General features: G+C 42.1%; 19 protein-coding genes. 12 read left to right on the forward strand and 7 right to left on the reverse strand.

All coding sequences use genetic code 11. The features are described 5' to 3' along the window. Positions 1–10 precede the first annotated feature (10 nt). The 4 genes from copZ (at position 11) to EFB00_RS09455 (ending at position 5,413) form a co-directional block, all read left to right on the forward strand. Positions 11–220, forward strand: a complete 210-nt coding sequence (gene copZ, locus EFB00_RS09440; protein WP_122646573.1) for a copper chaperone CopZ — start codon at positions 11–13, stop codon at positions 218–220. Next, positions 221–2,389, forward strand: a complete 2,169-nt coding sequence (locus EFB00_RS09445; RefSeq protein WP_122646574.1) for a heavy metal translocating P-type ATPase — start codon at positions 221–223, stop codon at positions 2,387–2,389. A gap of 101 nt (positions 2,390–2,490) precedes the next feature. Further along, entirely contained in the window at positions 2,491–4,632 is a 2,142-nt protein-coding gene (locus EFB00_RS09450; RefSeq protein ID WP_122647081.1) for a heavy metal translocating P-type ATPase, read from the forward strand. Positions 4,633–4,891: 259 nt separating this feature from the next. Beyond that, the gene (locus EFB00_RS09455) at positions 4,892–5,413 is read left to right on the forward strand and encodes a type II toxin-antitoxin system Phd/YefM family antitoxin (protein ID WP_122646575.1); all 522 of its coding nucleotides are present in this window, start codon (positions 4,892–4,894) and stop codon (positions 5,411–5,413) included. Positions 5,414–5,558: 145 nt separating this feature from the next. On the opposite strand, the gene EFB00_RS09460 is transcribed toward EFB00_RS09455, so the two are convergent. Then, positions 5,559–5,915, reverse strand: coding sequence for a hypothetical protein (locus EFB00_RS09460; protein WP_122646576.1), 357 nt, complete (start codon positions 5,913–5,915; stop codon positions 5,559–5,561). A gap of 238 nt (positions 5,916–6,153) precedes the next feature. Further along, positions 6,154–6,876, reverse strand: coding sequence for a DUF2087 domain-containing protein (locus EFB00_RS09465; protein WP_122646577.1), 723 nt, complete (start codon positions 6,874–6,876; stop codon positions 6,154–6,156). Positions 6,877–7,044: 168 nt separating this feature from the next. Here EFB00_RS09465 and EFB00_RS09470 point away from each other — a divergent pair, with 168 nt between their 5' ends. Further along, positions 7,045–8,226 carry a pyridoxal phosphate-dependent aminotransferase gene (locus EFB00_RS09470; RefSeq protein ID WP_122646578.1) on the forward strand — a complete coding sequence of 394 codons (1,182 nt, stop codon included), beginning with the start codon at positions 7,045–7,047 and terminating at the stop codon, positions 8,224–8,226. Between the two features lie 52 nt (positions 8,227–8,278). Here the strand turns inward: EFB00_RS09470 and EFB00_RS09475 are convergent, their stop codons facing one another. Further along, complete coding sequence (locus EFB00_RS09475; protein ID WP_122646579.1) at positions 8,279–9,094, reverse strand: LysR family transcriptional regulator; 816 nt, start codon at positions 9,092–9,094, stop codon at positions 8,279–8,281. 114 nt (positions 9,095–9,208) lie between these two features. Between EFB00_RS09475 and EFB00_RS09480 the strand changes: the two genes are divergently transcribed. Beyond that, complete coding sequence (locus tag EFB00_RS09480; RefSeq protein ID WP_122646580.1) at positions 9,209–10,159, forward strand: TDT family transporter; 951 nt, start codon at positions 9,209–9,211, stop codon at positions 10,157–10,159. A 193-nt stretch (positions 10,160–10,352) separates the two neighbouring features. Then, positions 10,353–10,811 carry an effector binding domain-containing protein gene (locus EFB00_RS09485; protein WP_164709454.1) on the forward strand — a complete coding sequence of 153 codons (459 nt, stop codon included), beginning with the start codon at positions 10,353–10,355 and terminating at the stop codon, positions 10,809–10,811. Positions 10,812–10,895: 84 nt separating this feature from the next. Here EFB00_RS09485 and EFB00_RS09490 read toward each other — a convergent pair whose 3' ends face one another. After that, positions 10,896–11,099 carry a hypothetical protein gene (locus EFB00_RS09490; protein ID WP_122646582.1) on the reverse strand — a complete coding sequence of 68 codons (204 nt, stop codon included), beginning with the start codon at positions 11,097–11,099 and terminating at the stop codon, positions 10,896–10,898. A 189-nt stretch (positions 11,100–11,288) separates the two neighbouring features. Between EFB00_RS09490 and EFB00_RS09495 the strand changes: the two genes are divergently transcribed. After that, positions 11,289–12,176, forward strand: coding sequence for a phosphate ABC transporter substrate-binding protein PstS family protein (locus EFB00_RS09495; RefSeq protein WP_122646583.1), 888 nt, complete (start codon positions 11,289–11,291; stop codon positions 12,174–12,176). 98 nt (positions 12,177–12,274) lie between these two features. Here the strand turns inward: EFB00_RS09495 and EFB00_RS09500 are convergent, their stop codons facing one another. Continuing rightward, positions 12,275–13,192 (reverse strand): helix-turn-helix transcriptional regulator, encoded by a 918-nt coding sequence (locus EFB00_RS09500; RefSeq protein ID WP_122646584.1) that lies wholly within the window; start codon positions 13,190–13,192, stop codon positions 12,275–12,277. Positions 13,193–13,282: 90 nt separating this feature from the next. On the opposite strand from EFB00_RS09500, the gene EFB00_RS09505 reads away from it, so the two are divergent. Both EFB00_RS09505 and EFB00_RS09510 read left to right on the forward strand, forming a co-directional pair. Continuing rightward, positions 13,283–13,762 (forward strand): GyrI-like domain-containing protein, encoded by a 480-nt coding sequence (locus EFB00_RS09505; protein ID WP_122646585.1) that lies wholly within the window; start codon positions 13,283–13,285, stop codon positions 13,760–13,762. Positions 13,763–13,841: 79 nt separating this feature from the next. Then, the gene (locus tag EFB00_RS09510) at positions 13,842–14,402 is read left to right on the forward strand and encodes an SOS response-associated peptidase (RefSeq protein WP_122646586.1); all 561 of its coding nucleotides are present in this window, start codon (positions 13,842–13,844) and stop codon (positions 14,400–14,402) included. A 56-nt stretch (positions 14,403–14,458) separates the two neighbouring features. Here EFB00_RS09510 and EFB00_RS09515 read toward each other — a convergent pair whose 3' ends face one another. Then, on the reverse strand, positions 14,459–16,195 hold the full coding sequence (locus EFB00_RS09515; RefSeq protein ID WP_122646587.1) for a sensor histidine kinase: 1,737 nt from the start codon (positions 16,193–16,195) through the stop codon (positions 14,459–14,461). Continuing rightward, positions 16,192–16,899, reverse strand: a complete 708-nt coding sequence (locus EFB00_RS09520) for a response regulator transcription factor (RefSeq protein ID WP_122646588.1) — start codon at positions 16,897–16,899, stop codon at positions 16,192–16,194. Before EFB00_RS09520 ends, EFB00_RS09515 begins: the two co-directional genes overlap by 4 nt. 133 nt (positions 16,900–17,032) lie before the next feature. Here EFB00_RS09520 and EFB00_RS09525 point away from each other — a divergent pair, with 133 nt between their 5' ends. Both EFB00_RS09525 and EFB00_RS09530 read left to right on the forward strand, forming a co-directional pair. Beyond that, on the forward strand, positions 17,033–17,536 hold the full coding sequence (locus EFB00_RS09525; RefSeq protein WP_122646589.1) for a 2-thiouracil desulfurase family protein: 504 nt from the start codon (positions 17,033–17,035) through the stop codon (positions 17,534–17,536). Continuing rightward, positions 17,496–17,834, forward strand: a complete 339-nt coding sequence (locus tag EFB00_RS09530; RefSeq protein ID WP_122646590.1) for a putative DNA-binding protein — start codon at positions 17,496–17,498, stop codon at positions 17,832–17,834. The genes EFB00_RS09525 and EFB00_RS09530 overlap by 41 nt, the downstream gene beginning before the upstream one ends. Positions 17,835–17,844 lie beyond the last annotated feature (10 nt).

The following is a 17,844-nucleotide window of genomic DNA, read 5'->3' on the forward strand; positions in this document are numbered from 1 at the left end:
GGAAATTATAATGAAACAAACATTTTCAATCAAAGGTATGAGCTGTGAACATTGTGTCGCTAGAGTAGAAAACGGGATCAATGAATTACCCGGTATCCAAAAAGTAAAAATCCAACTGAAGAAAAACAATGGTGTCGTGAAATTTGATGAGAACCTAGTCTCAAGTCAGCAAATCGCCGATAAGATCACTGAAGTTGGGTATGAAGCAGAGGTGCTGTAAATGAGTGATACTAAAGTCCAAAATTTCGTCATTACGGGAATGACTTGTGCAAACTGTTCCGCTCGTGTTGAAAAGGAACTTAAACAACAGCCCGGAGTCCAAAAGGCAACGGTCAATTTAGCCACTGAAAAAGCAACCGTTCAATTTGACGATACGACGGCAGATCGATTGATCGCAAGTGTTGAAAATATCGGTTATGGGGCTATTTTGGATGATGAAGCTCATCGTCAGCAAGTTGCCGCTGAGAAAAAACGCTACATCACCAATATGAAAAGAGACGTTATCATCAGTTTGATCTTGGTAGCACCTCTAATGATCTCTATGATCGCGATGGTAGCGGGGAGTCATCAAGATTGGGTGATGTTTTTCCATCGTCCGATCGTTCAGTTGATTTTAGTCACACCGATCCAGTTTGTGATCGGAGCTCGTTTTTATAAAGGTGCCTATCATGCGTTGAAGACCAAAGCACCCAATATGGATGTCCTTGTTGCGATGGGGACGACAGCGGCCTACGTATTAAGCGTGTACAACGGTTTTTTTGCGGATAATGTCCATGAACTGTATTTTGAAAGCAGCGGCATGATTATTGCCTTGATCCTGTTAGGCAAATATTTAGAAGCCGCAGCGAAAAACCGGACGGGTAAAGCGATCCGGCAGCTGATGAGCTTACAAGCCAAAATCGCTCGTGTCCTGCAAGACGGTCAAGAGATCGAGTTGCCGATCGAAGCCATCGAAATGGAAATGGAGATTCTAGTACGCCCCGGCGAACAGATCCCAGTAGATGGTCTGGTATTGGAAGGTGCAACGGCAGTAGATGAAAGTATGCTGACGGGAGAAAGCCTGCCTGTTGAAAAAGTAGAAGGTGCGACAGTTTTTGGCGGTACAGTCAATACCACAGGGACATTAAGGATCAAAGCCCTGAAAGTCGGCAATGAAACGGTCTTGGCACGGATCATCCAGATGGTGGAAGACGCGCAGGGATCTAAAGCACCGATCCAACAGATCGCCGATCGTATTTCCGGTATTTTTGTGCCCGTAGTTTTAATAGTAGCATTGTTCACTTTACTGCTGACAGGTATTTTAACCGGTGATTGGCAGCAAGCAGTGATCCATAGCGTATCTGTCCTTGTGATCGCCTGCCCTTGCGCATTAGGATTAGCGACACCGACTGCCATCATGGTAGGTACCGGTCTAGGAGCTAAAAACGGCATATTGATCAAAGGCGGGGAAGCGTTGGAGACCGCCTCGCATATCACTAGCGTAATTTTGGATAAAACTGGTACGATAACAGTAGGACAACCAACAGTAACTGATTTTCTAACAGAAGACGAAGAAGCAAAAAGGTTGTTGGCAAGTTTAGAAGCGCACTCAGAACATCCATTAGCCAAAGCGATCGTCCACTATGCAGAAGATCTTCCTTTATTAGAAGTAGAAGATTTTCAAGTATTGCCTGGAAAAGGGATCGAAGGCCTGATCCAAGGGAAAAAGTATCAAGTAGGGACGCAACGATTTTTAACGCAAAAGATGTCGGATTCGTTGCAACAAGCGGCTGATCTGTGGACCAGTCAAGGAAAAACCATCATGTTTTTAGCGAACGAACAGCAGGTACTCGCAGGAGTCGCCGTTGCCGATGAAATCAAACCTACATCTAAAGACGCGATCGCAGCGTTGCAAAACAGCGGCGTCAATGTCTATATGCTGACAGGTGATAACCAGCAAGCTGCACGTCATATCGGTAAACAAGTAGGGATCCCAGAGGAAAATATCTTTGCTGAAGTGATGCCGGAAGACAAATCTGAAAAAGTCGCTTTATTGAAAAAAGACGGTGAAATTGTCGGCATGGTAGGCGATGGGATCAATGATGCTCCAGCTCTTGCATTGGCAGATGTAGGGATCGCCATGGGCAGCGGTACTGATATCGCGATGGAAACTGCCGATGTGACTTTGATCCACAGCGATTTAGCTTATTTGGAAAAAATGCTCAAGCTGTCGAAAGCGACGATCCGCAAAATCAAACAAAATCTTTTCTGGGCGTTTGTTTATAATACGATTGGTATCCCATTTGCAGCATTAGGATTCTTAAATCCAATCGTTGCTGGCGGCGCTATGGCTTTCAGTTCTGTGAGTGTGTTATTGAATTCATTGAGTTTGAACCGTACAAAAATTTAACGACCAAATTTAATGATCAAGTGAAAGAAGGGGTAGAAGTGAAGGAGGAAACATCGAAACAAGTACAACATGATCCAGAGGTAGAGAAAAAGCATCCGCAGATGGATCACATGAAAGAAATGAACGAAGAACATGACCATCATTCACACGAAATGTCTCACGAGATGCATCACGATCATGAGATGCACCAAAAAGAAATGAAGGAGGACCATTCATCCCATCATTCAGATCATGATGCTCATATGCATCACATGGACCATGGCGACATGGGTCATGATATGGGCGGCATGGATCATTCCATGCATATGGGGAATTTCAAGCAGAAATTCTGGCTTTCATTGGTTTTGGCTATCCCGATCATTGTTCTATCACCAATGATGGGATTAGAGTTGCCATTTCAATTTACTTTTCCCGGATCTGATTGGGTCGTATTGATCTTAGCCACGATCTTGTTCATCTATGGGGGACAGCCGTTTTTAAGCGGAGCAAAAATGGAACTGAAACAAAAAAATCCAGCCATGATGACCTTGATCGCAATGGGGATCTCTGTCGCGTATATCTACAGTCTTTACGCATTTATCGCCAATCATTTTCTGCATGGCGAGCATGTCATGGATTTCTTTTGGGAACTTGCAACGCTGATCGTGATCATGTTATTGGGGCACTGGATCGAGATGAATGCAGTCTCTAATGCCGGCAACGCCTTGAAAAAACTGGCGGAACTGTTGCCGGATACAGTCACACGATTGACAAAAGATGGAGAAGAAAAAGTTTCTTTACAAGAAGTCAAAGTGGACGATCTGCTGATCGTTCGTGCCGGAGATAAAATGCCTACAGACGGAATCATTGAAAAAGGTTCTACGACAGTCGATGAATCCGCGGTGACCGGCGAATCTCGGGGCGTTGCCAAAGAAGTCGGTGCAAAAGTCATCGGCGGATCAGTCAATGGCAACGGCACGATTCAAGTCAAAGTAACCGGAACAGGCGAAAGCGGCTATCTTGCAAAAGTGATGGAGATGGTCCGCAAAGCTCAATCAGAGAAATCCAAGTTAGAAGCTCTTTCGGATAAAGTAGCGAAATGGCTGTTTTATGTCGCATTAGCTGTAGGTTTACTGGCCTTCGTTATTTGGTTGTTTGTCTCAGACCTGCCTACTGCACTGGACCGGATGGTGACCGTCTTTGTCATCGCCTGTCCTCACGCTTTAGGATTGGCAGTTCCGTTGGTAGTAGCTCGTTCCACATCTATCGCGGCTAAAAACGGCTTACTGTTGAAAAATCGGAACGCTTTGGAACAAGCCCATGACTTGGATATGATCTTGCTGGATAAAACCGGTACATTGACGCAAGGAGATTTTTCAGTAACTGGTTTTGAAGTGATCGATTCACAATACGAACAAAAAGAACTACTGAAATATGTCGGTGCCTTGGAAGCTTCCGCCAATCATCCGATCGCGATCGGGATCATGAAATATCTTGAGAAACAGAATGTGACGGCGTATTCCGCAGAAGATGTGAAAAACATCTCCGGTGTTGGACTAGAAGGTACTGTAGAGAATAAAAAAGTAAAGATCATCAATGAAAAAGCACTGAAGAAAACAGATAGTGTCGATCCTAAGATCATCCAAAAATATCAAGAACAGGGCAATACTATCAGTTATCTTTTGATCGATGATCATTTGGCAGGGTTGATCGCGTTAGGAGATCAAATCAAACCGGAAGCCAAAACTTTTATCAAGACATTGAAAGAACGCGGAATCGAACCAGTGATGCTGACAGGGGATAATCATGAAGCAGCTGCAGCAGTCGCTGAATATTTAGGCATCGATAAATTCCATGGTGAATTGCTTCCTGAAGACAAGGAAAAAATCGTTCAAGAATCAGCCAAAGATCATCGTGTCGCTATGGTAGGTGACGGGATCAATGATGCACCGAGTCTGGCTCGTGCAACTGTCGGGATCGCGATCGGTGCAGGAACGGATGTTGCCATCGATTCAGCGGATGTTGTATTGACCAATAGCAATCCGGAAGATATCTTGCATTTTCTTGATCTGGCCAAACAAACCCGTAAAAAAATGATCCAAAACCTTTGGTGGGGGGCAGGCTACAATATTTTAGCCATCCCGTTAGCAGCAGGGATCCTAGCGCCGATTGGGATCATCTTGAATCCTGCAGTGGGAGCATTGCTGATGTCATTGAGTACCATCATCGTAGCGATCAATGCAATGACATTGAAGATCAAGTAAAGCCCGCTATTTACTGAGGACCTTCAAAAAAGATGTTCAATAAAAAATAACCGAAAGATAGTGTTACGTTCTTCACAGGAACGACTGTCTTTCGGTTTTTTTATCTGGCAATTCTCCCACAGCTTGTCCCTTTCGAACATCCTTAATGAAAAAAGAAATAAACGAAAATAACGCTGATCAGGAAAAATTCGCCTGTTCGCTTGCTGTTCACCGGTGCAGTTATGCTATAATGTGAACGTTGAGACAAGGAGGGAGAATTATGGAACTGAAAAAGTTAGAGGTTCCCACTACTTCGATAACTGAGGTTAAAAAATCTCCAATGGATGTATTTAATCAAGCACGGGAAGCTGGTACAGCAGTGTATGTTTTTAACCGTGAAAAAGTAGCTGGAGTCATGTTGACACAAGAACAATATGAAACTTTGTTGCAGGAATTAAACAAGCGCCCGGAACAACCAGAAGCTGATCTGCCAACAGTGGATGGGTTGGATGATTTCTTAGGTATGATGCACAATACATTGATCACAGGATCGACTATCACTGCCAAGAATCTTGATGAACGAATGGTAGCTTTCGGCTTCATCACGCGGAAAACCGGATTTGGAGGTGTCGTTGATATGATCAACGAACTGAAAGAAAGCGGTAAGATCGCGTATCGTTTGCGGAAAAAACACAACGACAAAACCGTGATAGCAGAAGTGATCGGCGAACAAGACAGTACATCTACTTTATTTGATAAATTGATCATCAAAAAAATCTATTTAAAAGAAATCGAAGAATGATCCATCAGCAATCATACATGATTTATTTGTAACCAAAAAGACGGTATACCATACGTTTCTAAAGCCAGACACCTGTCTGCTTTTAAAGATGTATGGTATACCATTTTTTTTATGCTTTGTTGGAAACATCGTTGGATCAGTATATTTACTCCTTAGATGAAGCTTTAAGAAAAGTGGCCCAAAAGATCCCGATAAGCTGCGGGATCACGTAAAGTCCAGACAATCCTAATACCAGCAATGTTGGATGGAAGGGCTGATAAATAAATTGCCAATCCGGATGTTTGCTTTGTAACACCAGCGATAAAATCGTACTTACTACGTTACCTAAAGTCCACCATTTGAGCTGGTTAGTCGCTTTTGAATAAAAGCCGATCGCTAAACATACGAACAACAAAGCCATAAAACCAAAACTTGAATGGTAGAGCGTATCTAAAACCAACGAAATATAAACAAAGGGCATACAGAACAATAAGATAGGAAGCCGAACGATTTTGCCGGTCATGTACTCCACCTCCGAGTTTTGTTATAATAACCTACTTTTATTTTAGAAATAAAAAAATGAATTATCAAACCTTTTGTAAAGGTTTACATTTTAAATGATAAAACTCTAAGGAGTCTATAGTCAGAATAAAAGAATACTCAAGTTTTTTATTAAAGGAATGTTTATTATAAACAGATAAAAAAACATCCTCTAAAAAGGATGTTTAAAATATAGTGTTTTTGCTGGAACCTGAGGAGATTCAAGCGGAGGTTGCCCAGTAGGTTTTTCCGTCTTTCGTCCGCTTTAAAAAACCATACTCGATCAGGTAGCGACGAATCGTCACATAGTCTTCGATAAAACGTTTGATGATCTCATTGACGGCGGATTCTGAATAATTCTTTTGGGGATCGAACTGACGAGCGATCTCTGTAAGCACAATGATCTTGCGCTTTTCTTTGCTTGGGAATTGTTTGATTCGTCCTTCGTCATCCAAATAAGTAGCAAGTACTTTGCTTTTTTCAGCTTCTGTGATTTGGTAACGGTCGTCCACCATTGTTGCTCCGGTGTGAGGGATTAAATACTCATCCGACTGCAAAAGCGACATAATGCTTAAAAATACATACGACTGCCGCTGTTTTTCTTTCAATTTAAAGCGATGGTTGCGTACTGTCGAAGTGGAGATCCCTAATCGTTGGGCGATCACGGCATCCGGCAACTGCTGTGCGAATAAAGTCAGGATCTCTTGTTGAATCTCTGTCAATCCGCTGATTTCTTTTGATTGGCTTAAAAGCGCTGATAAAGGACCGTGATGCACGGTGTCCAAATGCTTTTTCATTGCTTTTACAGCAGTCATCGGCTGATCTATCGTATAAATCAGACCTTCTTCATAACTTTGATCGCAATATAAACAATGATAATAGTCGTTTTCCTGAAAATATCCTTGAGTATAATCTGTCAATTGATAAACTTTTTCCGATTTCATCTAATCATCTCCAAACGTTTTATATTAATATCTATTTATAAACTAACATATCGTTATTTCGTTTGCAAGTGTTTAGACGGAGAGTTAATTTGTTTGCAAGTATAAATGCTGTTAAATATTTCTTGGTTTTGTGGTAGGATAATAGACAATAAAGAGGAGCTGAGTTATTTGAATAAGTTAAGTCAACGTTTTAACAAACAAGTAGGTAAAATCCAGGTTTCACTGATCCGTCAATTTGATGAAAAAGTTTCCCAGATTCCTGATATTTTAAAATTGACGCTGGGGGAACCTGATTTCAATACACCAGAACATGTAAAAACAGCGGGGATTTCCGCGATTCAGCAAAATTTCAGCCACTATACAGGGATGTCCGGTTTAGTGGATGTCCGACAAGCAGCGGCATATTTTTTAAAAGAGAAATATGGATTGTCCTATGATCCGTTATCAGAAATTTTGGTTACGATCGGAGCGACAGAAGCGATATCCGCTTCGTTATTAGCGATTTTGAATGAAGGAGATAAAGTTCTGCTTCCGGCACCGATCTATCCTGGGTATGAGCCGGTGATCACGTTGGCAGGTGCTCAACCCGTTTATATGGATACAAGCGATAACGGTTTTGTATTGGCTCCTGAAGTTTTAGAATCGGCTTTGCAAGAACATGGTGATGATGTCAAAGCAGTGATTCTCAACTATCCAAGCAATCCTACAGGAGTAACTTATTCTCGGGATGAAGTCAAAGCTTTGGCGGAAGTGTTGGAAAAATATCCAGTATTTGTATTGAGTGATGAAGTGTATAGTGAGTTGACCTATGACGGCAGCCACGTTTCTATCGCGGAATTTTTGCCGGAGCAAACGATTTTGATCAATGGATTATCCAAGTCTCACGCGATGACGGGATGGCGGATCGGCTTTATTTTCGCTCCTAAAGAATTGACTGCAGAGATCATTAAAGTCCACCAGTACTTGGTGACAGCGGCATCTACTATTTCGCAAAAAGCGGCTATCGACGCTTTAGTACAAGGAATAAATGATACCGTAGCGATGCGGGAACAATATCTGGCACGTCGGGATTTCCTTTTTGAAAAAATGACAGGGTATGGTTTTGAAGTAGCGAAACCTTCTGGGGCGTTTTATATTTTCGCGAAGATCCCGGCCGGTTTGGAACAAGACTCAATGGCGTTTTGTATCGATTTGGCAGAGAAAAATCAGCTGGCCTTGATTCCGGGAATCGCATTCGGACCTGAAGCGGAAGGCTATGTTCGTTTGAGCTATGCTGCCAGCATGGAATCTCTTGAAGAAGCCATGGTTCGATTAGGTGCTTATTTAGATACAGCTTCTAAAAAAGACTAATACTATGGTGGAAAGTTTAAAAAAAGACAAACAGCTGGGCTGTTTGTCTTTTTTATTGTTGGAATCTTTCTTTGAGAAAAGCAGCTACGTCTTGCAATTGTTGTGAGCGCTCCTTGCGATGAGTCAGCAAATACAGTGAACGGTTTTCTAAATCATCTAGTGGACGCCAAGGGATATCTTCTGTAATGGCTAGACAGGAGATGATCGATTTGCCGATTCCTTGTCTAAGCATAGAAACGACCATTTCGTTATTATTGACTTCGATGATTTTGGGAGTGAGATTGTGAGCTTTTAAGTATGCGTCATTGAACACTCGCAATCCAGAAGTCTGTTCCCGTTGGATCCAAAATTCAGAGTCAGGATCGCCGGCCAGTACCAACTGATCTTTCATCAGCAATTCGCGATGAAGGATCGGTGTCTGCTGATGTTTTTCGATCAGACCGATATCTGCTTTGTTTTGTTCCAATTGATGGACGACTTCTTCTGAATTCATCATACTGAATTGAAAATCGACTCTAGGGAATCGTTCGATCAAATCGGGGATCGATTCTGGCAGCAGATGGATCGCACAAGTATTGGAGGCTGCGATATGACAATGTTCGCGAAAATTTTCTTTTTGGGAAACTCGTTCAGAAGATTCCTGCCATTCTTTCAAGATAGAGAGATACCGAGGATAAAGAAAATCCGCCTCCGGAGTCGGGATGATCTCATGCTTGGATTTACGCAAAAACAGCTCTACGCCCAACAACGACTCTAACTTTTTAATTTGCGAAGAAACAGTCGGTTGCGCCAGATATAGCGATTCGGCAGCGTGAGTAAAGTTTTTGGTTTCGTAAACAGCAATAAAGGTTTTAATAAGCGAGAACATTAGTTACCTCCTGATTTTTAATTATGTATCGTAATAATAAATATCATAAACATTTATTTCCATAATGATAAAAAACAAGCTATACTTTAGAAAAAGAAAAAAAGGAGAAAATATATGAGTAACTTTCTGAAAACAATTCCGGTTCCAATCTGTGGACTGATATTAGGCTTAGTTTCATTAGGAAATCTGTTGAAGGATCAACACTTGGTCCTTTTAGGAAATAGCATCGGAGCAATCGGTATCTTATTGATGGTCTTCATTTTAGCAAAAGTCTTTTTCTTATTTAAACATACGACACAAGGATTGAAAGATCCTATCGTCGCTTCGGTATCACCGACCTTTACAATGGCTTTGATGGTGATCTGTACTTATTTTGTACAATTCCAAGCGATCGCAGGACTTGTCAGATATGTGTGGTTGTTGGCAGTTGTTGTACATTTCGTATTGATGGGCTATTTCATCTATCATCACTTAGCTAAACCGCAAGTCAAGATCCATGATGTTTACCCAAGCTGGTTTATCGTATTTGTTGGGATTGGCGTGATCTCAGTAACAGCTGGAAAATTTTATCCTAGTCTTGGACAAGTGATTTTCTGGGTAGCATTGGTGCTTTACCTTGCATTGCTGCCGATCGTCTTAAAACGCGTATTGAAAGTAGAAATGGCTGAACCAACATTGCCGTTGATCACGATCATTGCCGCACCAGGTTCCCTTTGCCTGACTGGCTATATGAAATCATTTACCGGTCAATCCATGTTATTAGTAGTAGGCTTACTGATTTTATCACAAATCTTGTATTTAGGGGTTCTGGGACGCGTGATCAAACTGTTGAAATTACCATTCTACCCAAGTTATGCCGCATTTACATTCCCGTTGGTGATCACAGCGACAGCATTGACATCAGTAAATGGATTTTTAACAGCAGCCGGTTATCACTATGTCTTACTGGATGCATTAGAAATCATCGAATGTGCAGGAGCTTTCTTGATGGTATTATACGTCTTGATCCGCTATATCGGCTTTTTGATCAACATCAACCGAACAGTTGTGGTCACTGCTAAATAAGCAATTTCTATAAAAACTCATGCAATCATTTTAAAACAGATTGCATGAGTTTTTTTGTGAAAAGGGCTAAAATTAAGGTCATCAGCTGTTCTGATTTTATCTGGCGGCACATTTGTTTTTTTAGATGACAGACAGTTGTCATCTTTTGTATCGTATACTCTGTATGTACAAAAATAAAAAAGAGGTGTATCAAATGAGCTTTACATTGAAAAACTTAAACGCTATGACGATCACAGGGGTCTCAACGACTCTAGAGGTACCTAACAGCCAAGACGGCTTTCGCAAACTAACAGAAGATAAACAAGTTTTGCGGAAAAAATTCTTATCTGAAAAAGACACACTTGAAAAAAACGCTCAAGACGATCAAATCTATGGTGTGAATTTCAATAACGAACAGCAAAACTATTTAGTTGGTGTCCAAGCTTCTTCTGATTCATTTACAACCTTTGAGATCAAGGCTGGAACATATGCATTCTTTGAAGCCGAAGAAATCGCCGAAGAACAAATCGATGCTTTCATCGGTCAATCTTACGGAGAAATCGGTGCTTCTGAAAAAGTTGCGATTGCTGGGAATTTTAATTTAGAAATCTTAACAGGGTTGTTCACAGGAAAAAATACATTTGCTATCTACATTCCTGTGGTTGAAAAATAACGTAGAATTTTAAGCGGACAGCTGAGTAATGAACAAAAAAATCAGGACCCGAAAACAGTCTATGCTGTTTTTGAGTCCTGTTTTTTAGTTATTTAAGTAATCGAATAATCCGCCGACTGTCTTTTCTTTCAGAGATAGTTCGTTGCCCTCCAGCAACACTTTGACAATCGTGTAATTGTCTTGCAGATCTGGGACTTCTTTGTATTGAGCTGCGACAAAATCGCTGGCTTTTTCGTATGTCTTTACATATTCTGCGTTATTGTTGACGGTGTAATGGATTTCTAACATATAGATCATTCCTTTATCTATGAATTGTTTCAAGTGTACCACTATTTTTCATAAAACGTTACTGATGTGTTTTTTGAAACGGCTTTTACACAAAATTTACATAACTTCACTGAAACTTTACACCAACTCAATGGTAGGTTTACAACCGCTTGATAAACTAAAAATGTAATCAAGAGAGGAGAGAACACATTGAAAAAGCTTAGCTTTATTTTAGCATTGACAGGGATCACGGGGATCATCTTAGCAGGTTGCGGCAGCAATACAGATGGATCATCAGCAAATGAATCAAAATCAGATACAGAAATCGTCGCTGTAGGGTCAACAGCCTTGCAGCCGTTAGTAGAAGCAGCTCAACAAAGTTTTACAGAAAAAAATCCTGAATATAGTATCACGGTACAAGGAGGCGGCAGTGGGACCGGTCTGAGCCAAGTAGCGGCTGGAGCAGTCACTATCGGTAATTCCGATGTGTTTGCAGAACAAAGAGACGGTATTCCTGCTGACGAATTAGTGGATCATAAAGTCGCTGTTGTGGGGATGGCCCCAGTGGCTAACAAAGATGTCGGTGTGAACGATCTGACCAAAGAGCAATTGATCGATATCTTTACCGGTGAGATCACCAACTGGAAAGAAGTCGGCGGAAAAGATCAGGAGATCGCGGTAATCAACCGAGCTTCCGGCAGCGGTACACGGTCAACCTTTGAAAAATGGGGATTAGATGACGCGAAGACTGTTCAAGCACAGGAACAAGATTCTTCCGGAACTGTCCGCAAGATCGTCGCGGAAACACCAGGAGCCATCAGTTACTTAGCACTGTCATATTTAGATGACTCATTAGAAGTATTGTCAGTTAACGGCGTAGAACCGACTGTGGAAAATATCAGTACCAACAAATGGGAAATCTGGTCTTACGAGCATATGTATACAAAAGGCGAACCAGAGCCGGCTGTCAAGAAATTCTTAGATTATATGCTGGAAGATGAAGTCCAAAAAGGGCCAGTGAAGGAATTAGGCTATCTGCCTATGAGTATCATGAAGGTGGAACGATCAGCAGACGGAACAGTTACGGAATTGAATTGATCCGAATAACCAAACAGGAAAACGATCCGAATGATCATAGAGACAAACGTCAGATGACGGAAGATCTCTTCGATCGTTCGGATCGTTTTTTGTATTTATTATTTATTGTAGAGTTGAGTGAGATCTTGCAAATAGTCCTGAAATTCTGTCAAAAAAGTTCCTTCACTTTTAATGATTTTCGCGTGTTTGCCGAGGGATAAAATGAAACGAAAGGCATTTTCTGTTTTGGGAAGGCGCAGATCGATCAAAAATGAATTTTCATTGATAGGAGTGATCTCGGCGGCGCCAAAGCGTTCGATCATGACATCCCGGATCAAATGATCTGCCTGCAAAGTAACCTTAGCGAACTCTGGATACAGATCCGTCGGCAATCCCATTGGTTTAGGTTCGAAACTGCGGGGCTCAAAGGTTTCTTTTTTGATTTGGATATCTGCCATTCGAGACAAACGAAAGGTGCGGAAATCTTGACGTTCCAAACTGAAAGCCTGTAGATACCAGCGACTGCCTTTGTACAACAAATGATAAGGTTCGACGGTCCTTCTACTAGGGAGCCCTTTACGATCAAAATAATCAAAGTCAACGTAGTGATGTTCAGAGATCGCTTGATTCAAGCGATTCGCTAAATCTTTTAACTCCGCCGTCCCCAGCCAGTTTCCATATTGGATCGATAAGGTGTCGCTGTTAGGCTGATCTTCTTGCATGGCTTTGATTTTGGTAATCGTGGCTTTTATTTCTGTGCTTTCGATCAGCTGATCGACACCTTTTAGCGCCACCAGCAGATTTTGGATATCTTTTGCTGTCAATAATTTTTTATCGACTTTGTAATTGGGCAGTAGTCCGATCCCGCCATTGCGTCCTCGCTGAGCATAAATCGGGATGTTCGCAAGGCTTAAAGCTTCCACATCTCGCAGGACCGTCCGGGTAGATACCCCGAAGATCTCGGCAAACTCCTTCGTAGAAACCATCTCTTTACGGAGTAAAATCATTATCATACTGATCAATCGTTCGATTCGCATTATTTTTTTTCCTTTTCATTAAAGGTGACAATAAGATGTCAACTTTTTTTAGTTATAGTATACTCATAGTAAAAGAAAGAAGGCAAACAAATGACAAACTATGAAATTCGAGTGTTTAAAGAAACAGTTATTACTGGCTATGCAGCCAATCTGCCGCTGCCAACGATGGAAAATATCAAAGAAGTTTCCGACAAGAAAACCAGTCACTTTTCTTCATTAGCTCAAAGCGGCAAGTTCGGCAAGCTGATGGCAGAAAGCAGAGACCGGATCGGCTACGCGCTGAGTACGACGGAAAAAGATCATCTGGAATATTTTGCTGGTGCCAATACGACAGCAGGCGACGAAGAAGCGGAAGAACGGATCATACCAGCCGGAGAATATGTCGTATTAACCGCACAAGGCGGACCAAGTCGGCTATTATTCGACCAGTTGATCGGCGAGTTTTTCGGTAAGATTTTACCAGAACATCCAGAGCTTTATCAAGAAGATACCTTTGTGGTAGAAGCTTTATTAAATGGCAACCCGATGGACGCTGAAGTAGAATTACGGATCCCATTAGCCAAAAAATAAGCGACCGCTTTTGCTGAAAAGCCTTTTCTTTGACGGCGATTTTTTTCTTCGGTACCCTGAAATAAAAGGGGGCATTTCCATGTGCGGAAGATATTTGATCAATAGGACAGCGCCAGTGATCAAGCAGTTGCTGACACGTTTGGAAGAACAGGGATTTTCAGTGAAGACGGGTGAGATTTTTCCTTCAAATGAAGTGCCAGTCATGATTTTAGGAGAAAATGAGGAAGTAGATGCAGCGGATATGACGTGGGGCTTCCACGGATTTCGCAAAGGACAACTGATCATCAATGCACGGAGTGAGACGGTGATGGAAAAGAAAATGTTCGCCAAGGCTTTTCGAGAAACCCGCTGTGTCTTTCCGACATCGGGATTTTACGAATGGGATGAACAGAAAGAAAAATTTTTATTGAAAGAAGACGATGTGGTTTATTTAGCCGGTTTCTACAAAAAATTTGAAGATGGTTTCCGCTGTATCATCTTGACCACTGCCGCAAATGAATCCGTTGCGCCGATCCATGATCGAATGCCAGTTGTTTTAAATCAAGAAGAGCTGCTTCCTTGGTTGAAAGACCTGCAGTTCGCTGAAGAAATATTGGAAAAAGAAATGCCTGAATTGACTAGTGTGAAAATAGAAAAATAAACGCATAAAAATAAAAAACAGCCAAACGAGAAATAGATGTCTCGTTTGGCTGTTAGTCATTTTATCAGTTTTGGCAGACTCACTTGGAAAGTCGAGCCAACACCTAGATGGCTTTCTACTGTGACAGTCCCTTGTAAGCGCTGGGTGTAGTCTTTGACGATCGCCAAACCTAATCCGGTACCTCCGGAATGACGGCTGCGAGCTTTATCTACACGATAGAAGCGTTCAAAGATCCGCTGCTGATCATCAGGATCGATACCGATCCCTTGATCGCTGACAGTGATAGTCAATGTATTGGTCGTTTGATACCGGATAGTGATGCTGCTTTCAGCAGGTGAATATTGGATCGCGTTTTCCACCAGATTTTTGATGATGGGATAGAAAAGCTCCAGCTTTGTCGGCCACTCTGCTTGCGGATTTCCTTCGATGACGATCGTCAGATTTTTGTCATCGATATAAGTTTGATAGGCCGCGATCAATTGCTTGATCAAAGGATATAATTGAATAGTTTCGATAGCGTAATGGGTATCTTGTTCGCCTCGGGAAAGCTGGATGATCTCCTGGATCAAGCGCTCCAAGCGTTTGGCTTCTTTTTGCATAATCGTTAAAAACTCCGTCAATGTCTCAGGATCGTCTTTGGCGCCCTCCAACAACGTTTCAGTGAAGCCGATCAACGAGGTCACCGGTGTTTTCAATTCATGAGAAACGTTGCCGACAAAATCCTGCTGTACTTTTTCTAATTGACGGATCCTTGTCAAATCGTAAGAGATCCCCAAGATTTGGCGTTGTTCATTGAAGATCCGCAAATTAATATCTAAAACCCGTTCGATAGGTTCACGGATCGTGACTTCTTCATGGATGAAAGGCGTCTGTTCATTGACGTGATAAATCAACTGGATCAACTGAGTATCTTTGATCTGTTCGGCAAAATTGCGGTTCAGCTCCGGCTCCTGAAAAATCCCCAATTGTTCTTGCATCGCATGGTTCATCATGACTAATCGATGCTGTTCATCAATGATAAAAACACCGATCATCAGTTCATTCAACAATGTGTACAATTGTTCTTCAGTCGCTGTATAAGCTCGATAGGTCTGGCTCATTTGTTCGCTTAGCTGATTGACTGTCTGATACAATTCTTCCCATTGCGGCGAAGTTTGTAAGATCATTTCTGATTGTTTCGGATTAGCTACGACCTTTTTTAAGACAGGCAAGACTGTTTCGATGGGGCGATTTTTTTGCCGTAAAAAATACATAAGTAGCAGGATGATCAAGAGACAAAGCAGCAGATAAACAAACAAAATCGATCGTTTGACGGCCTCCGCGTGAGCTAAGAAACCGGCTGTCGCTTCAGCGATCCGCAAAATCCCGGTCCGCTGATTCTTTACCGTTAGAGGTAATGCTACATACAGCAACTCTTGGTCTAGCGTGCGGCTGTACCGAACTGAAAAACCAAGCTTGCTGCCGGAAAGGACCGCTTGGACTTCGGGGCGGTCAGAACGCGTGCCTGAAAGATCAGAATCAAAGGTATCGAAAATGATCTCTCCGTCACTATTCAGCAATGTCACCCGTTCATCGGAATTTTCTACATAGTTTTCTGCTAAACGCATCAGTTCGGTTTGATCGGCGCCGTTTTTTGATAGGCGGATCAACAAGTCGGCTTTTTTTTCTAAATACTGCTCTTGCTGGCTTAAAACCTGTTGTTGGTAAAAATTACTGATCAAGCGCCAGGCACCAAAAAAAATCGCTGATAATAAGAGGATCCAAGCGAACGTTTCAAACCAGCGCTTTTTCATTTTTCCGGCTCCTGAAATTTATACCCAAAACCGCGGATCGTTAGTAAATATTCAGGATTTTTAGGGTCTTTTTCGATTTTTTCCCGCAAATGGCTGATATGGACATCCACGATCCGGCTTTGGCCTGTGAAGTCAAAATTCCAGATTCGATCCAATAATGTATCCCGATCGATCACTCGGTCTTTACGCTTCATGAAATAAACCAACAGCTCGAATTCTTTTGGTGTCAGGAAGATTTTTTCATTTCGGACGGTCACTTGATAATTCGCCAGGTCGGCTTGAATCTCGCCGACTTGTAATAGTTGATTGTCGACAGGCGCCGCTGTTTCAGAAACACGAGGCTGCAGTCGGCGGAAGATCGCCTTCATACGAGCAATCACTTCACGGGGACTAAAAGGTTTCGTCAGATAATCATCGGCGCCGATCTCAAGTCCCAAGATCCGATCAATGGTGTCATCTTTTGCAGTCAATAGCAGGATCGGGGTATCGATTTTTTCCTGCCGCAATTTTTTTGTGACTTCCATACCGTCCATCGACGGCAGCATTACATCTAAGATGATAAAGTCGAAAATACCGGTCACAGCCTGCTCAAAAGCAGTCTCTCCATCAAGGGCAGAAGTCACCTGATAGCCTTCTTTTTCTAAATTGAAAGTCAAAAGCCGAATGATAGAAGGTTCATCATCGACGATCAATACGTTTTTCATAGGAAACTCCTTCAAATTCTCTGGATTTGTATTCTTATTTTAGCATACTATTGTGATTAGGTACTATTGTCTTTGTGGATTAAATGCTATAATAAGCATTGGTCTGACAAACAATGAATGAAGGTGTTTTTTCATGATCGGTATCAGCGCATGTTTAGGCGGTACTTACTGTCGATATGACGGCGAAACGCAACAAATCCCAGCACTCATAGAACTGGTCCAAAAAGGTCAGGCACAAATGGTCTGTCCAGAGGTCCTCGGCGGTTTGCCGACCCCTCGTGACCCGGCTGAGATCGTGGGCGGCAACGGCTTTGATGTTTGGAATGGAACGGCACGAGTCGTCACTGATCATGGAGAAGATGTCACGGAAGCATTTAAAACAGGTGCGAAGATCGCCTATGAAAAATTACAAGCGTCAGGCATCACTCAATTGGTTTTAAAAGAACGCAGCCCTTCTTGCGGGAGCCGAGTGATTTATGACGGTACCTTTTCAGGTGCGAAGAAAGATGGCGTAGGTGTAGCGACGGCCTATTTTCTTGCACAAGGTATGGACGTTTACTCTGAAGAAAATTGGCAGGAATTAATGGAGGTAGTTGATGGAAATCGAAAAAACAAATCGCATGAACGCCCTCTTTGAATTTTATTCGACGTTACTGACGGAAAAACAAATGAATTACATGGAGCTGTATTATGCAGATGATTTTTCATTAGGAGAGATCGCGGAAGAATACGCGGTCAGCCGGCAGGCAGTCTATGATAATATCAAACGTACGGAAAAAATCTTAGAAGATTACGAAAAAAAGCTGCATTTATTTTCCGATTATATTGTCCGCGGGGAAATATTGGATCGACTGACACAATATGTGACAGAGCATTATCCTAAAGATGAGACCTTGGCGGATCTTATCAAACAAATCCAAGAAATCGATGAATAAAGGAATGAAC

This window comes from Enterococcus mediterraneensis (assembly GCF_900604485.1).
GTDB classification, from domain to species: Bacteria; Bacillota; Bacilli; order Lactobacillales; family Enterococcaceae; genus Enterococcus_C; species Enterococcus_C mediterraneensis.

Excerpts from the sequence above, each read along its gene's own strand:
- copZ (WP_122646573.1), top strand. The coding sequence starts at position 11 with ATGAAACAAACATTTTCAATCAAAGGTATGAGCTGTGAACATTGTGTC.
- EFB00_RS09445 (WP_122646574.1), top strand. The coding sequence starts at position 221 with ATGAGTGATACTAAAGTCCAAAATTTCGTCATTACGGGAATGACTTGT.
- EFB00_RS09450 (WP_122647081.1), top strand. The coding sequence starts at position 2,491 with ATGGATCACATGAAAGAAATGAACGAAGAACATGACCATCATTCACAC.
- EFB00_RS09455 (WP_122646575.1), top strand. The coding sequence starts at position 4,892 with ATGGAACTGAAAAAGTTAGAGGTTCCCACTACTTCGATAACTGAGGTT.
- EFB00_RS09460 (WP_122646576.1), bottom strand. The coding sequence starts at position 5,915 with ATGACCGGCAAAATCGTTCGGCTTCCTATCTTATTGTTCTGTATGCCC.
- EFB00_RS09465 (WP_122646577.1), bottom strand. The coding sequence starts at position 6,876 with ATGAAATCGGAAAAAGTTTATCAATTGACAGATTATACTCAAGGATAT.
- EFB00_RS09475 (WP_122646579.1), bottom strand. The coding sequence starts at position 9,094 with ATGTTCTCGCTTATTAAAACCTTTATTGCTGTTTACGAAACCAAAAAC.
- EFB00_RS09480 (WP_122646580.1), top strand. The coding sequence starts at position 9,209 with ATGAGTAACTTTCTGAAAACAATTCCGGTTCCAATCTGTGGACTGATA.
- EFB00_RS09485 (WP_164709454.1), top strand. The coding sequence starts at position 10,353 with ATGAGCTTTACATTGAAAAACTTAAACGCTATGACGATCACAGGGGTC.
- EFB00_RS09490 (WP_122646582.1), bottom strand. The coding sequence starts at position 11,099 with ATGTTAGAAATCCATTACACCGTCAACAATAACGCAGAATATGTAAAG.
- EFB00_RS09500 (WP_122646584.1), bottom strand. The coding sequence starts at position 13,192 with ATGCGAATCGAACGATTGATCAGTATGATAATGATTTTACTCCGTAAA.
- EFB00_RS09505 (WP_122646585.1), top strand. The coding sequence starts at position 13,283 with ATGACAAACTATGAAATTCGAGTGTTTAAAGAAACAGTTATTACTGGC.
- EFB00_RS09510 (WP_122646586.1), top strand. The coding sequence starts at position 13,842 with ATGTGCGGAAGATATTTGATCAATAGGACAGCGCCAGTGATCAAGCAG.
- EFB00_RS09515 (WP_122646587.1), bottom strand. The coding sequence starts at position 16,195 with ATGAAAAAGCGCTGGTTTGAAACGTTCGCTTGGATCCTCTTATTATCA.
- EFB00_RS09520 (WP_122646588.1), bottom strand. The coding sequence starts at position 16,899 with ATGAAAAACGTATTGATCGTCGATGATGAACCTTCTATCATTCGGCTT.
- EFB00_RS09525 (WP_122646589.1), top strand. The coding sequence starts at position 17,033 with ATGATCGGTATCAGCGCATGTTTAGGCGGTACTTACTGTCGATATGAC.
- EFB00_RS09530 (WP_122646590.1), top strand. The coding sequence starts at position 17,496 with ATGGAAATCGAAAAAACAAATCGCATGAACGCCCTCTTTGAATTTTAT.